Origin of the sequence: Methanothrix soehngenii GP6 (genome assembly GCF_000204415.1) — an archaeon.
In the GTDB taxonomy this organism is placed as follows: Archaea; Halobacteriota; Methanosarcinia; order Methanotrichales; family Methanotrichaceae; genus Methanothrix; species Methanothrix soehngenii.
The window spans coordinates 2,198,165-2,211,902 of the sequence record NC_015416.1 but is presented as its reverse complement, the minus strand read 5'-3'; the positions used below and the strand labels follow the sequence as shown (position 1 = coordinate 2,211,902).

12 protein-coding genes are annotated in these 13,738 nt (G+C 51.0%); 3 read left to right on the top strand and 9 right to left on the bottom strand.

Annotated features, from left to right (window positions below; translation table 11 throughout):
* Both MCON_RS10975 and MCON_RS16730 read right to left on the bottom strand, forming a co-directional pair.
* Positions 1-1,125 carry a glycosyltransferase gene (locus tag MCON_RS10975; protein WP_013720033.1) on the bottom strand — a complete coding sequence of 375 codons (1,125 nt, stop codon included), beginning with the start codon at positions 1,123-1,125 and terminating at the stop codon, positions 1-3.
* Entirely contained in the window at positions 1,122-1,253 is a 132-nt protein-coding gene (locus tag MCON_RS16730) for a 40S ribosomal protein S19 (protein ID WP_232844281.1), read from the bottom strand. The genes MCON_RS10975 and MCON_RS16730 overlap by 4 nt, the downstream gene beginning before the upstream one ends.
* 83 nt (positions 1,254-1,336) lie before the next feature.
* On the opposite strand from MCON_RS16730, the gene glmU reads away from it, so the two are divergent.
* The 3 genes from glmU (at position 1,337) to MCON_RS10960 (ending at position 6,186) form a co-directional block, all read left to right on the top strand.
* A complete protein-coding gene (gene glmU, locus MCON_RS10970; RefSeq protein WP_013720032.1) occupies positions 1,337-2,545 on the top strand; it encodes a bifunctional sugar-1-phosphate nucleotidylyltransferase/acetyltransferase in 1,209 nt (402 codons plus the stop codon).
* Positions 2,545-4,350, top strand: a complete 1,806-nt coding sequence (gene glmS, locus MCON_RS10965; protein ID WP_013720031.1) for a glutamine--fructose-6-phosphate transaminase (isomerizing) — start codon at positions 2,545-2,547, stop codon at positions 4,348-4,350. The genes glmU and glmS overlap by 1 nt, the downstream gene beginning before the upstream one ends.
* A 294-nt stretch (positions 4,351-4,644) precedes the next feature.
* Positions 4,645-6,186 carry an IS1634 family transposase gene (locus MCON_RS10960; protein ID WP_013720030.1) on the top strand — a complete coding sequence of 514 codons (1,542 nt, stop codon included), beginning with the start codon at positions 4,645-4,647 and terminating at the stop codon, positions 6,184-6,186.
* A 47-nt stretch (positions 6,187-6,233) separates the two neighbouring features.
* Here MCON_RS10960 and MCON_RS10955 read toward each other — a convergent pair whose 3' ends face one another.
* The 7 genes from MCON_RS10955 to MCON_RS10925 all read right to left on the bottom strand — a co-directional run bounded on the left by MCON_RS10955 (position 6,234) and on the right by MCON_RS10925 (position 13,700).
* On the bottom strand, positions 6,234-7,544 hold the full coding sequence (locus MCON_RS10955; protein ID WP_013720029.1) for a transposase: 1,311 nt from the start codon (positions 7,542-7,544) through the stop codon (positions 6,234-6,236).
* Between the two features lie 183 nt (positions 7,545-7,727).
* On the bottom strand, positions 7,728-8,711 hold the full coding sequence (locus MCON_RS10950) for a glycosyltransferase (RefSeq protein WP_013720028.1): 984 nt from the start codon (positions 8,709-8,711) through the stop codon (positions 7,728-7,730).
* Positions 8,708-9,784: a non-hydrolyzing UDP-N-acetylglucosamine 2-epimerase gene (wecB, locus tag MCON_RS10945; protein ID WP_013720027.1), complete on the bottom strand. Its 1,077-nt coding sequence runs from the start codon at positions 9,782-9,784 to the stop codon at positions 8,708-8,710. The genes MCON_RS10950 and wecB overlap by 4 nt, the downstream gene beginning before the upstream one ends.
* Positions 9,785-9,796: 12 nt before the next feature.
* Positions 9,797-10,993, bottom strand: a complete 1,197-nt coding sequence (locus MCON_RS10940; RefSeq protein ID WP_013720026.1) for a nucleotide sugar dehydrogenase — start codon at positions 10,991-10,993, stop codon at positions 9,797-9,799.
* 54 nt (positions 10,994-11,047) lie between these two features.
* A complete protein-coding gene (locus MCON_RS10935; protein ID WP_013720025.1) occupies positions 11,048-11,665 on the bottom strand; it encodes an acyltransferase in 618 nt (205 codons plus the stop codon).
* Positions 11,662-12,597 carry a Gfo/Idh/MocA family protein gene (locus tag MCON_RS10930; protein WP_013720024.1) on the bottom strand — a complete coding sequence of 312 codons (936 nt, stop codon included), beginning with the start codon at positions 12,595-12,597 and terminating at the stop codon, positions 11,662-11,664. The genes MCON_RS10935 and MCON_RS10930 overlap by 4 nt, the downstream gene beginning before the upstream one ends.
* A gap of 2 nt (positions 12,598-12,599) precedes the next feature.
* Positions 12,600-13,700 (bottom strand): DegT/DnrJ/EryC1/StrS family aminotransferase, encoded by a 1,101-nt coding sequence (locus tag MCON_RS10925; protein ID WP_013720023.1) that lies wholly within the window; start codon positions 13,698-13,700, stop codon positions 12,600-12,602.
* Between the last annotated feature and the right edge of the window lie 38 nt (positions 13,701-13,738).

Genomic DNA, 13,738 nt, shown 5'->3' with positions numbered 1-13,738 from the left:
TCAATCAGCAGCTTCAAGCAAGACCTTCTGATAATCTTTCGAAATGGCCCTCCAGTCATACCGCTCTGCCAGAGACCGGAATCTCTTTGTGGTCGGCTCCACCGACAGAATGCTATTCACCTGAGCTATAAAGCTCTCCACATCATCAAAATAGTATATCTCATCCCCAAGCAGCTTTTCCAATGATATCATCCGGCTGGACAGCACCGGCCGGCCGCAGGCCAGGTAATTGAAGACCTTCCCCCCGGCAGCATACTCGTTCTTCTTCATCATCTTGAGGGGATTCAGGCCGATGTCCATGGCGCTGATGTACCTGGAAAGCTCATTATATGGCACCGCTCCGGTACAGACCACCCTTTCCGCCACCCCTAGATCCTCTGCCATCCTCTTTATCCCATCCCCATAATCGGTAAAGAGCCCTGGCCCCACCACCAGAAGGGTAGCATCCAGGCGCGGCAAAGCCTCGATCACCGTCTCCAGGTCCACCCAGTGCTCCAGAGAGCCGACATATCCCAGGACTGTGCCCCCAAGGCCCAGAGAGCTCTTGGCCTCTGACATGGGAAGCGGTCGGAGGACTCTGGTGTCCACGCCGTTGGGTATCACAGCTACATCTTTTACTCCCACCCCCAGGAGATACTCCTTCAGCTCTTTGGTGACGGTTATGACAGAGCGGGCATGGCGGAGATTGAATTTGGTGATGAAGCTCACCACATACTTGACTATCTCTCCTAAAGCTGAGCCGGGATAGTAGATCGATGCAGACTCCTCCAGGTGATCCAGATAGTCGAATACGATTGGCGTTCGGGAGAAGTTGGCGGCAAAAGAGGGGAGGATATTGGTGGAAAGAATGACATCGATCTTCTTTTCTTTCACAATCCTTCTGATCTTCCAGATATGGTAGGGGAAGTTCAGGATATAATAGAGGGATGGATCCTGGGTCTCTATCCAGCTTGCTTTCAATAGCTGGCATTTCGTCTCTCGCTCTCTCAAATTGCTAAACCTCTTCAGGCCGAAGTGCAGCACATATACCTCATGCTCTTCAGCCAATGTATCGAAGATGAAGTTCAGACGGTTGGGAACGGGATGCCTGATCCAGTCGGTGGTGGGTATTACCAGTATATTCATATTTTGCCTTCATCATGCCGGTTTGCCTTTATCTGCAGGATATCGATCCATTCAGGCGGCATTATCATCTTGCCGGACGACTTTGTCAGGGCTTCTATAAAAGCCTGGGCCTTCCTACTGCTTTTCATTATGATCTATTCATATTTTTTAAGTACAATTGACCGAAAAGATCTAGAGCAAGATATGAGCGTATCCATTTAGCATTCTGGCTGTGATAGATTTGAAGGGAGTGATATTGGCGGCAGGAGAAGGCCGCAGATGCAGACCGCTTACCCAGACCCGATCCAAGGTCATGCTTCCCGTGGGCAACCGGCCTTTTATGGAGTACGTCATTCGCGCTCTGGCTGCAAACGGAATCGAGGACATTTATGTGGTGGTCGGATACCAGAAAGAGAGGGTGATGGACTACTTTGAGGATGGCATAGACTTTGATGTTGCCATCACCTACATCGAGCAGAATGAGCTCTTGGGAACTGCTCATGCCCTGCTCAAGGCCGAGCAGTATGTGGACGAGGAGTTCCTGGTGGTAAATGGAGACAACCTCATAGATAAAAGGGCAGTGAACGAGCTCGTCTCGGCGAAGGGAGATAATGTGATCCTGGCTGCCCTCCGCCGCCATACCGGCGACTATGGAGTCCTGATCGTTGACAACGGATTGGTAACGGAGATAATAGAGAAACCAGGGCGGCCTTGCTCGGGGATTTTGAATACAGGCTCCTATAAATTCACCCCCGATGTCTTTGACGCCCTCAAACAGGCTCCCATATCGGAGCGGGGCTCCTATGAGCTTCCTGAGACCATCATGCAGATGATCAAAGAAGGAACCCAGATCGTTCCCCTCATAACCAAAGGGATTTGGGCGGACGCCATATTTGCCTGGGATCTTCTCAACGCCAACAGCCTGGCTTTAGGAATGGATGAGCCAAAGATCATGGGCGATGTGGAGGAAGGAGCGATGATCAAGGGTCCAGTCCATTTGGGCGAGGGAAGCATTGTTCGTTCAGGCTCCTATCTGGTCGGTCCGGTCTCCATAGGAGAGGACTGCGATATTGGCCCCAATGCCGTCATCCTCCCCTCCACTTCTGTCGGCGACTCAGCCCGAATCGGCCCGCACTCCGAGGTCAGAAACAGCATATTGATGAATGACGCCAGGATCGGATCGGGATGCATAATCTCCGACTCGGTAATCGGAGCAAGCTGCACTCTCCGCGATCAGGTGGTGGTTGAGACAGGTTCTTGCGTGGTGGAGATTGAAGGGGTCTTCCAGAGAGCGGAGTTCGGCGCCATCCTTGCCGACGACGTATCCGTCGGAGCCAGGGTCCTGGCAAGCCCGGGTACGGTGGTGGGCACAAAGGCGAGCATAAGCTCTGGGGCGGCAATCCGCGGCACGATCAATAGGGATAGCAGGGTGATCTGTTAATGTGCGGCATTGTGGCGTATATCGGGGATGATAAGGCTGGACCCATATTATTTGATACCCTGAAGAGGCTGGAGTACAGAGGTTACGACTCTGCGGGAGTGGCTGTTATATCTCAGGGGTCAGTCGAGGTGCTGAAGTCATCCGGGCGGATAGTGGACCTGGAGAAGACCTATAAGAGCATGGGAAGCCCGGGAGAGGGCATGGGCATAGGCCATACCCGCTGGGCTACTCACGGCCGGCCCAGCGACATAAACGCCCATCCCCACACATCCGGGGAGATCGCTATAGTCCATAACGGGATCATTGAGAACTACCTGGATCTGAGAGAGCTCCTCACCGAGATGGGATATGAGTTCCAGTCCGAGACGGATAGCGAGGTGCTGGCTCATCTCATCCACTTTTACTATAAGGGGGATCTATGTGCAGCCACCTTAAAAGCCCTGGAGAAGGTGGAGGGCTCCTATGCCATAGCAGTGATGGCCGCCAGCTCGCCTTACATCGTCTGCGCGAGATATGAGAGTCCCCTGGTTATAGGCAAAGGCAGCTCTTCCGTTTTTGTGGCATCCGATGTACCCGCCCTTCTTCCTTATACAAAAGACATCATCCGCCTGAAGGACGGCAATATTGCCCGTATCTATGCGGACAGGATAGAGGTTATGGATTGCAGCGGCGCGCCTTTGGAGTCGGAGGTCGAGCGCATAACCTGGGATACGGATGCGGCTGAGAAGGGCGGCTATCCTCATTTCATGCTCAAGGAGATTCATGAGCAGCCCAGAGCCATCAGGGAGACCATCGCCGGCAGGATATCAGAAATAGATGGGGATGTGAGGCTTTCCTTGGGCATAAGCGAGGAAGAGATAATGTCGCTGGAGAGGGTGACCATCATCGCCTGCGGCACCTCATACCACGCCGGTATGCTGGCCAGAAACCTCTTCGTTCGCGCTGCCGGCCTGCCGGTGGATGTGGAGGTGGCCTCGGAGTTCCTCAGTCTGCAATTGCGACCCAGAACGCTGCTAGTAGGCATCACCCAGTCCGGTGAGACCGCTGATACCCTTCTTGCCTTGAAGAAGGCCAAGACCTGTGGCGGGCGGAGCCTGGCCATAACCAATGTCGTAGGCTCGACGGTGACGGAGCTTGTGGACGGGACCATATTCACCCGCTGCGGACCGGAGATCGGCGTTGCCGCCACCAAGACCTTCACCTCTCAGATGGTGGCCGTCATCCTCCTTGCCATCCGCTTGGGTCGTGCTCGAGGCCATCTGACCCCAGATCAGGCGAGAAAGATGTTAATCGAGCTCACCAAGCTGCCAGGCCTGGTACAGAGGGTCCTGGAGAAAAGAGAGGAGATCAGGAAGATCGCCGAGATGTTTGCAGGGGCAAGCTGCTACTTTTTCATAGGCCGGGACTACCTCTATCCCATATCCCTGGAGGGCGCTTTGAAGATGAAGGAGATCGCCTACATCCCCTCTGAGGGTTATGCCGGCGGAGAGCTCAAGCACGGGCCCTTGGCCCTGATCACCGAGAAGACTCCGGTGGTGGCCCTGGCCACCTGCGGCAAGAAGATTCAGTCCAATATCAAAGAGGTCAGAGCCAGAGGGGCTGAGGTCATCGCCCTGGCCACGGAGGGGGACCCTGACATCGCCAAGGTGGCAAGCAAGGTGATAGAGCTTCCCGAGACCAGGCCCATCTACTCCGCAGTGCTATGTACTGTGGCAGTGCAGCTCCTGGCCTATTATACTGCCAATAAACTGGGACTGCCTATCGATAAGCCCAGAAACCTGGCCAAGTGCGTGACTGTGGAGTGAACTACCCCCAGTTTGGGGCACTATCTAGAAATCAAGTGAAATTTGTTTTTTACCAGCGATAGATTGTCTCATTTATGATATTATTGCTAATGTGGTTACACAAATCGGCCCATTTGGTTTGATTAAAGCAAATTTATCAGAATAATTTATAAAATAATTTTGTATTTTAAAAAAAATTACTAAGCTAACGCTATTGTTTTAGAACCTAAACTCCCCATAAATTAGGCATATTAAAGTAATTTTCGTTATCTATGACCGAAATCTATAAATAGTATTATGTGCCTAAATATGCATATGAAATCGTTTACCCGAATCAAAAAGATAAATGGCCAGGAATACATCTACGAGATTACACCCTATTACGACAAAGAAAAGAAGCAAATTCGCCAGAAGAGCAAGTACCTCGGCAAGAATGTTAATGGAGTTCCTGTCAAGGTCCGCTCCCAAGACCAAGTACCGAAGAAAGTTCTGTCGCATGGCGAATTTGTGCCGCTAAAAAAGATCGCCGAAGACCTTGAGCTGGAAAAGATCCTATCTGGTGTTCTGCCTGGCAAGGAAGTTTGGCCAATTCTGACTCTGGCAATGAATTATGCTACACGTCCTCGAGCCCTAACCCACATCCAGAGCTGGTACGAAGGTACGACCATATCCGAAGACCACCCAGATCTACCCTTATCTTCTCAGAGCCTTTCCCGAATGCTAAGCCGTATCGGCGAAAGCACTGCGAATCTGGAATTCTCTCGCAAACTCATCCAACAGATATCGACATGCAGCACACTGGTCTATGACATAACGTCTCTGTCATCTTACTCCCAGAGCATCAGTCTCCTGGAATACGGTTATAATCGAGATGGTCTCGATCTGCCACAGATCAACTTGTCTCTCATCGTCGATATGGATCTAGGCATACCGGTGATGTACGATCTTTATCCTGGGAGCATCGCGGACGTATCTACGCTTAAGAATACAGTCCGGAAAATTAAGGCGCAAGGCGTTCGAAATTATACAATGATCATGGATCGAGGTTTCTTCTCAACCGATAACATCGAAGAGCTGGTGGCTGCGGATTTATCATTCATCATTCCGCCAACAAGTACACTCAAGAATGTCAAAGAAGCAGTATCCGCCATTCATAGCAGCATCGATGATCCCGAGCATCTGAAGCTCTACGAAAAAGAACCGCTGTTTGTGATGCCCGTGAGCATCGAAGTAGGAGAAAACAAACTGAGCGGATATGCGTATTACGATCAGAAACGAGAGCAGCAGGAAAGGAGCACATTCTATAAACGACTGTATGATCTAATGGAAGTGCTCAAGTCCAAGAACCTGAAACATTGGATGAATCCTGGAGAGGTTTTCAGGGCGACGGCTAAAAGGGATGCCAAGTACATCGAATGGAAAGCAATCGATGGCAGGTTTCAGGTTGCACTCAGGAAAAATGCAGTCTCACAGGCCATTAATAAAATGGGAAAGTTTGTTCTGCTTTATCGAGGCGAGTTTTCTTGGATCGAGTGTCTTTCGCTTTATCGAAGCAAGGATGTCGTCGAGAAAGGGTTCGATGTGTTGAAGAACGACATTGAGTTGATGCCGGCAAACCTACGAACCAACAGCAGTCTGAGGGGTTATCTCTTCATTGCGTTCATTGCTCTGATTTTGAGAATGAAGCTTACGAGACTGATGATCGATGCAGAGTTGAATAAAAGATACTCCGTGGAAGGACTGTTAACGGAGCTTGAAAAGATCAAGATTATGATCTTGCCGGATGGGGAGAAGATCACAACTGAGATCACCAAGAAACAGCGCGAAATCCTGGATGCACTTCACATGTGTGCCTAAACTCTGGGGAGGTCAGGTTAGAATCTGGTTAGGCGATGCCGAATCTTTTAACCCGTATCTAGAAAAGGAATGAACATAAAGAATGCATTGAGTAGAGACTTTTGAGGCCTTCCAAAGACTCCTGCTCTCTTTAGCGCAGAGAGCTTTATCTGCTCTTTGATTCCTGGTTCCTCTAATTGTTTTTTTCTATGAGTCTTGAGACTTGTTGAATAGTAATTTTCTATGGGATTGTTTGTAGCCGGGGCATTATCGGTAAAGTAAAATGCTGTAAGGTTTGGCCAAAGCTCTTCGATTTTATCCAGCCTCTTTCTAACGGATATCATAAACGAGTCGGATTGCATCTTTAAAAATTTAAAATTATTTAAAGCTTCATGATAAGTTCTTTGCTCAAGGTTTTTGCTTTCTCTTCTACGTCTCAATTCCAGACGTCGAACAAAATCATAAAATAGGTGCTTGGCTTCTGCAATCCATGATTTGTATTCCTTGTTGCTTCTCTGTCTCATCATTTTCTCTTCTTCGATCAAGGTGGAAAGGAATTCAATCTCAAGTTCACGGTTAAAAAATATGTTAAGCATTTTGTATTTAAGCAATTCCTGTTCGATGCTTGTTTTTCGAGGAAAATCATTGACTATGAGCTTATTCAAGTGGAGCAAACAGAATTGATGGATTACCTTGTTGCCGAATACTCTTTTAAAAACATTGCTGTATCCTCTGTAAAGGTCTGTGACAATAAATATCTGCTTTTGAGTGTCGAGATTTCTTCGAAGGAAACCTTCGATAGTATCGGCATCTTTTGAATCGAAAAGCTCATCCGCGATTACTTGCCTTGTTACCGAATCAAGGAGTGTCAAACGATACTTTTGGTTTCGTCCTGCCTTGGGATGTTGCTCGTCATAATGCACGAACTGGATATTTTTGACCGAAGGGACATCTGTCTCCTCAATCGCGCACTGGACCATGTTCCGGATGGTATCTTTATCCCGAGGATACAGATAGCCCATTATCGATTCTATCACTTCATAAGATACGTGATTAAGCCTCAGACGTGTGCAGATTTCCGTGACAATCCCGAAGAAGTCTGCCTTTAGCTTGATCCAGAAGTCTCGATCTTCTTCGGTTGACTTCCCGCAAGCGCCACATAAATATTTCCCGACGTTTGCCCCTCCGAGATGTCTCTTCTGGCAGGTGTTAAAACCATTATGGCTCATTGGATGGCCACATTCGGGACATAATGGCGGCACTATTTTCCGAAAAATACCGCTCGCAGTAAATTCAAAGTCGTTTGAGTAATCCTGGAAGATATTTGAAAGCATTTCACGATACGGAAAATTTATCAAGCTTAATTGCATCTCAGTCATTGTAGGGTCACACAGGGTACATGATTATCATAATATTAATAACTTGTGATAGAATGTGCCCTGCCTACATCACTTATTTAGGAGATTGTGCCCAGTTTGGGAGAGATTGGGATCAGGGCAATTTGGATTTAAAGAATTGAATGGATATTAGAGAGCATCAAAGGCACTTGAGCCTGTGAGCGCTCACAGGCTCTCATAGACCTCCTGAATGACCTTATCGTTTGTGTCCCAGAACCTATAATCCTCCCGGCCCATCGGCTCAGGCTCTCGCAGCAGGTTGTCTCTCACTGCTCTCTCCAGATCCCGGGAGGGTACAATCACCAGGTTCTTTCTCTTCTCGATCATGGTCACCCCCGATGCCACCACTATCTTGCCCAAAGCCAGATACTCATTGAGCTTCCAGACGCTTTTGTCCGTGGAGTAGGGGGTAAGGGCATTCTCCTCCCGGGGAATCAGGCACAGGCTGGCTTTGCCAAGCAGTGCCGCGACCTTATCATGCGGCTGCCAGCCCAGATTCCTGACGTTTGCCGGCTTTCTCCACAGATAATAGCGGGCAAAAGGACCGCCGCCCACAATCCAAAACTCCCTTTCCGGAATTGCCCGGGCAAGCTCCAGCAGTTTTCCGATTCCCTCCTGGGTGCATACCCTGCCGATGAATATTATCGGCCCTTTTCCCGGCTGGACAGTGTCGGATTCATCAACCTTCTGGCAGAAAGAGCGCTGCGGATAGTTGGGAACGATGTAGACCTTCTTTTGAGGGGCATACTCTTTCACCTTCTTTTCAAGAGGCTCATTGACGGTGGTGATGACGTCCGCCGCTTCTGCCAGCTCCCTTTCGAAGCGTTCCGCAAATGCCTTTCCCGGAGCTAGAAAGGTCTGAGCGAACTCAACCCCCCAGGGTGAGCGATAGTCGTAGATCAGCTTTTTATAGCCCCTTCCCCGCAGTCCGGCAAAACCGTGATAGATCACGTCAGGGACATTGAAGATATGAACCACATCCGGCTTATGGTCCAGTGCCATCTTCTTCGCCTGCCTGGCAATGCTGATCCAGTTTCTAGTGCCGAAGCTGGGAACGATTACCTCATGCCCCTGGGACTGGAGGGTGCCCCTGAACATCCTGAGCCTGGTGGTCCTCTCCGGCTGATTGGCTAAAAGGAGTATCTTCAAGATCCACCTGACCCGACCAGCTTCTCGACTAGATCCACGATCATAGCGCTCGCCCTGCCCTTTCCAAATACATCCTGGCGCTCATGCCTCGGCCGGAAATCTCTGATCGCAGAGGCGATATCCTCCCCCGGCCGGACGAGGACGTTCCAGCCGTCGTTTACCGTCTCTATCCATTCCGTCGTGTCCCTAAGGGTTATGCAGGGAATGCCCAAGAGATATGCCTCCTTTTGCACCCCACCCGAGTCGGTGACGATCTTTTTGGCGTTCTTCTCCAAAAGAAGCATATCCAGGTATCCCACTGGCTTTATCATCCTGATCTTTTTTTCCAGATCATCCCACAGGCCGAACTTCTTCAGGTACTTCTCCGCGCGAGGATGGCAGGGAAAGACAACATCATCCAGATCCTGGAGGGCCAGAGCAATCGCCCGGAGGTTTTCTGGATCATCGGTGTTGGATGCCCGGTGAACAGTTGCCAGATAGTAGCTCCAGGGCTTGAGCCCCAGAGCCTCAAGGATATGAGATTCGCTCTCGGCAATCCTCTCGCAATCCTTTTGCGCGTCCACCATCACATCTCCCGTCAGATGGACGTTCTGGACAATCCCTTCTCTTTTCAGGTTATCGATCGCAGTCCTTGTCGGACAGAGGAGGAGATCAGAGCAATGGTCCACCAGCACCCGGTTGATCTCTTCGGGCATCCTCTTGTCAAACGACCTCAGTCCGGCCTCGATATGAGCACACTTGATATGCATCTTTGCCGCCGCCAGCCCACCAGCTAGAGTGGAGTTGGTGTCTCCGAATACTATGACTGCATCCGGCACCTCCTTTTGCAGGACCTCTTCAGTTTTCTTGAGCATCTCACCGGTCTGAAATCCATGGCTGCCCGAGCCTATGCCCAGGTGATAGTCTGGAGCAGCTATCCCCATCTGATCGAAGAATATCCTGTCCATCTCATAGTTATAGTGCTGGCCGGTATGGACTATGACCTCCTTATGGTCTCGCTTTCTTATCTCCTTTGATACCGGAGCCAGCTTGATGAAGTTGGGCCGGGCGCCGACAATGGTTGCTATCTTCATGCGATCAAGTCCCTAGAGTGCTTTCCCAGATTCGAAGTTCAATTGGAAGGGATCGAATACCAGGTCGGCCTCTTCGGGCTTGATGCTTTCAAAGCCCCTGGCGGCCACCTCATCATTGTTCAGCAGTGGATCGGCCACATAGACGTCCAGCCCTTTATCATAAAGAAGCCTTGCCAGTGCAAGGTTTCTGCTGTGATAGAACTCTCTGACCCCCGCACGGAATGTTATGCCCTTGATACAGATCTTGATTTCACAGAGCGGTTTGTTGATCTTCATGCATTCCAGCAATATCCTCTCCGCCCAGTACTGGATCATCTCATCATTGAGGATGCGGGAGGTATGAAGAAGACGGCATTTGTCGAACATCTCTCGCTTTTCCATCTCTTTGATCAAAAACCAGGGGTAAACAGGGATGCAGTGCCCTCCCACTCCGGTGGAAGGCAGGTGGATATGGCAGAACTGATGGCAAGCCTTCTCTCTCGCCTCGAAAAAGTCGATTCCCAGATCCTGACAGATCTTATAAAGCTCATTGGCCAGGGCGATGTTCACATCCCTGTAGCAGCCCTCCATCACCTTGATCATCTCCGCCACACTGGCCGATGAGACCAGATGGAGGTTGGAGATGAACTGCCGGTAGAGCTGATATGCTGCCAGGCCGCTCTCCTCGTCCGTGCCCCCTATCACCTTGGGAAACTCCCTCAGCCGGCTTATGCTATATCCGGTCATTATCCTCTCCGGGGAGTAGGCCAGGAAGAACTCACCTTCCCCAAGACCGCTGCACTCGCACAGCAGCTTTTTGACCCTGCCCGATGTCGTCCCGGGAGGGAAGGTGGTCTCCAGGACCACCAGATCCCCCTTTTTCAGTATCCGGCCTAAAGAGAGCAGAGCCTTATCCATAATCGAAAAATCAGGGTTATTGCTCTGGTCTACGAATAGGGGCACAATCACTATGAAGCTTGAGCAGTCTCTCGCATCTTCGAAGCGTGGTGTGGCAATGAAGCTCTTCCCTCCGTGCCGAATTATCAGCTCCTCCAAACCCTCTTCTTCGGGGATGGGGTTGGTTCCCTGGTTTATCAGCCGGCAGCGCTCATCATTTATGTCAACACCCAAAACAGCAATTCCTCTGTCGGCAATGACCGCAGCCAGCGGCAGGCCGGCATTGCCAAGGCCAACTACCGCTATCTTCGCTTTAATATCGGACAATTCCATAGTTCTTCTCCTTCTCCCGCCCTTCTCCCCTTCTATGCCTTTTTTATGTCTTGGTTATGCCCTCTTTACTATCTCGACATCCGTTCCACAGGATGAACATCTATACACGGTCTTGCTGCCGTCATCATGCAAAATCGTATTCAGACGACGGCCGCAGCGGCAGACCCAACCCCTCTGCCGGCCCGGATTGCCCAGGATCAGGGCATGGGATGGCACGTCCTCTGCCACCACGCTTCCCGCTCCGATCATGGCATACTCGCCTATTGTTATTCCGCATACAATGGTGGCATTGGCCCCAATGCTTGACCCCCGGCAGATCCTGGTAGCCAAGACGTGCTCTTCGTCCCAGATAAAGGCGCGAGGATAGAGGTCATTGGTGAATGTAGCCGATGGGCCCACGAAGACATCGTCCTCGATCTTAACTCCCTTGTAGACGGAGACGAAGTTCTGGATCTTCACATTGTCCCCTACCTCTGCCCCGATATCTATGTAGACGCTCTTACCGATATTGCAGCCCTTACCGATCTTAGAGCTAGGGCGCACATGGGCAAAGTGCCAGATCTTCGTTCCCTCGCCGATGGATTCGCTCTCCACAATGGCTGTGGGATGAGCATAATAGGCCTGGGACTCATCCTGAGAATTGCCTTTAGAATTGCCCTGGGATTTTGTCATTCCGATATTGATCCCTTCTTGGCATTCAATCCCGATTTGATCCTCTCGCAGATCTCCAGGTTCCGTTTGCCCTCTTCTGGAGTGACCGGGAAGCTCTTATTCTGCCGGACGCAGTCCAGGAACGTCTTCAGTTCCACCTTGAGGGGCTCTACCTTGTTAACCAGAACCTTCTCGATGATGTTCTCCTGCATATACCTCTCGTCCTCTACCCGGTATTTTCCTGGTTTTCGGTAGACGTATACCTCCTGGGTCATGAAGTCGCCCTCGGTGGTGAACTCCTCTGCCTCCACATAGAAGGTGCGGAACTTCTTGGAGGACAGGCGGCTGGCGGAGATGGAGACCACGGATTCGGAGAAGACCGCCATCGCCTCGCAGACGTTGCGGCTGCCGGCGCTGAAGATCTGGTAGTCCTCCTCCCCTTTGAAGAGGACATTGAAGACTATGTCGATATCATGGATCATGAGGTCCTCGACCACTGAGGCATCGGTTATGCGGTTGGAGGTGGGATTATGTCTCTTGATGGAGACGTAGTCCGGTCGCTCGGCGATCTTCTTGATCTCCTCCACGATTGGATTGAACCTCTCGATATGGCCCACCCCCACCACAAGATCGGTCTTCTCGATCAGCCCCAAGAGACGCTCTGCCTCCTGGACAGTCATTGTGATGGGCTTCTCGATCAGGCAGTTTACCCCTGCGTTTATGACCTTGCTGGCCGTATCGAAGTGGTATCGAGTGGGAACGCATACGCTTACCGCATCTACCTTTGCCAGTAGCTCCTCGGGGCTTGAGCAGACGGTGGCGAGGTCACTGGCACGCTGAGCATTTTCCGATATGGGATCGTAGACGTAGACTGTATCTACCCCTTTAAGCTCCGAGTAGACACGCACATGATTCTTTCCCATGGCCCCGACGCCAATAACTCCAACGTCCATGTTCAGTCCTCGAAGCAATTTATGGTCTGGGCGATATGCTGGAGATCAGAGGCGCTCAATGAGGGATGCACAGGAAGGCTCATCACCCGACGGGATACGTCCTCTGATACCGGGCACCTATCCCGTCCATAACCCAGCTTTTGGTAGATGGGCTGCTCATAGACCGCTTTGGGATAATGTACTGCGGTGGCGATGCCATTGGCATTGAGATACTCCATCAGCTTCTCTCTGGAGACGGGGAAGTCATCTTCCACCCGCAGTACATACTGGTTGTAGACATGGCGTACATCCGCCGTCCGGAAGGGAACTGTCAGCCCATCGATCTTGATCGTTTTATTCAAGGTATCGGCATTCTCGATCCTCTTGGCGATGAATCCCTCCAGCCGTTTGAGCTGGCCCGAGCCTATGGCACCCTGAATGTTCGTCATCCGGTAGTTGTAGCCTATTGATATGTGGTTGTACTTTCCGGTGTCGCCGTGGTTTCGGAGCAGCCGCATGCGATCGGCCAGGGCGTCATCGTTGGTGGTGATCATGCCTCCCTCGCCGGTGGTCATGTTCTTTGTAGGATAAAAGGAGAAACAACCGGTTCCGAATGAGCCCGCCATCCTTCCCCCCATCATCGCACCGTGGGCCTGAGCGCAATCCTCCACCAGGGCAATATTACGATCCTCGCAGATCTGACATACGGCTTTGGCATCGAAGGGCTGGCCGTAGAGGTGAACCCCGATCACCGCTCGGGTACGAGGGGTGATCTTCTCGGAGAGGTCGTCTGGATCGATATTGAACGTCCTGGGATCCACATCAGCGAAGACGGGCACCGAGCCCTGGTAGAGAACGGTATTGGCGGTAGCAATAAAGGTGAATGCCGGTGAAATGACCTCGTCTCCCGGCTCGAGCCCCAATCCTTTAAGGGCCAGGTCCAGGGCCACAGTGCCGTTGCTGACGGCAATAGAATGCTCTACACCCAAATACTCGCTGAACTCCTCTTCAAAATTCTTGACCTTTTCGCCCTGAGTGAGCATGCCGCTCCTCAGCACCTCTCCCACCGCCTCTATCTCTTCTTCCCCCACCGTGGGCTTGGCTATGGAAATAAAATCTCTCATCAAGATCTCCTTGTATCCTGTTCTGGTCGCTATATCCT

What these genes read in the sequence shown, in the direction of transcription:
- MCON_RS10955 (WP_013720029.1), bottom strand. Translation starts at nt 7,544, where the DNA reads ATGACTGAGATGCAATTAAGCTTGATAAATTTTCCGTATCGTGAAATG.
- MCON_RS10925 (WP_013720023.1), bottom strand. Translation starts at nt 13,700, where the DNA reads ATGAGAGATTTTATTTCCATAGCCAAGCCCACGGTGGGGGAAGAAGAG.
- MCON_RS10940 (WP_013720026.1), bottom strand. Translation starts at nt 10,993, where the DNA reads ATGGAATTGTCCGATATTAAAGCGAAGATAGCGGTAGTTGGCCTTGGC.
- MCON_RS10975 (WP_013720033.1), bottom strand. Translation starts at nt 1,125, where the DNA reads ATGAATATACTGGTAATACCCACCACCGACTGGATCAGGCATCCCGTT.
- MCON_RS10935 (WP_013720025.1), bottom strand. Translation starts at nt 11,665, where the DNA reads ATGACAAAATCCCAGGGCAATTCTAAAGGCAATTCTCAGGATGAGTCC.
- MCON_RS10960 (WP_013720030.1), top strand. Translation starts at nt 4,645, where the DNA reads ATGAAATCGTTTACCCGAATCAAAAAGATAAATGGCCAGGAATACATC.
- wecB (WP_013720027.1), bottom strand. Translation starts at nt 9,784, where the DNA reads ATGAAGATAGCAACCATTGTCGGCGCCCGGCCCAACTTCATCAAGCTG.
- glmS (WP_013720031.1), top strand. Translation starts at nt 2,545, where the DNA reads ATGTGCGGCATTGTGGCGTATATCGGGGATGATAAGGCTGGACCCATA.
- MCON_RS16730 (WP_232844281.1), bottom strand. Translation starts at nt 1,253, where the DNA reads ATGAAAAGCAGTAGGAAGGCCCAGGCTTTTATAGAAGCCCTGACAAAG.
- MCON_RS10930 (WP_013720024.1), bottom strand. Translation starts at nt 12,597, where the DNA reads ATGGACGTTGGAGTTATTGGCGTCGGGGCCATGGGAAAGAATCATGTG.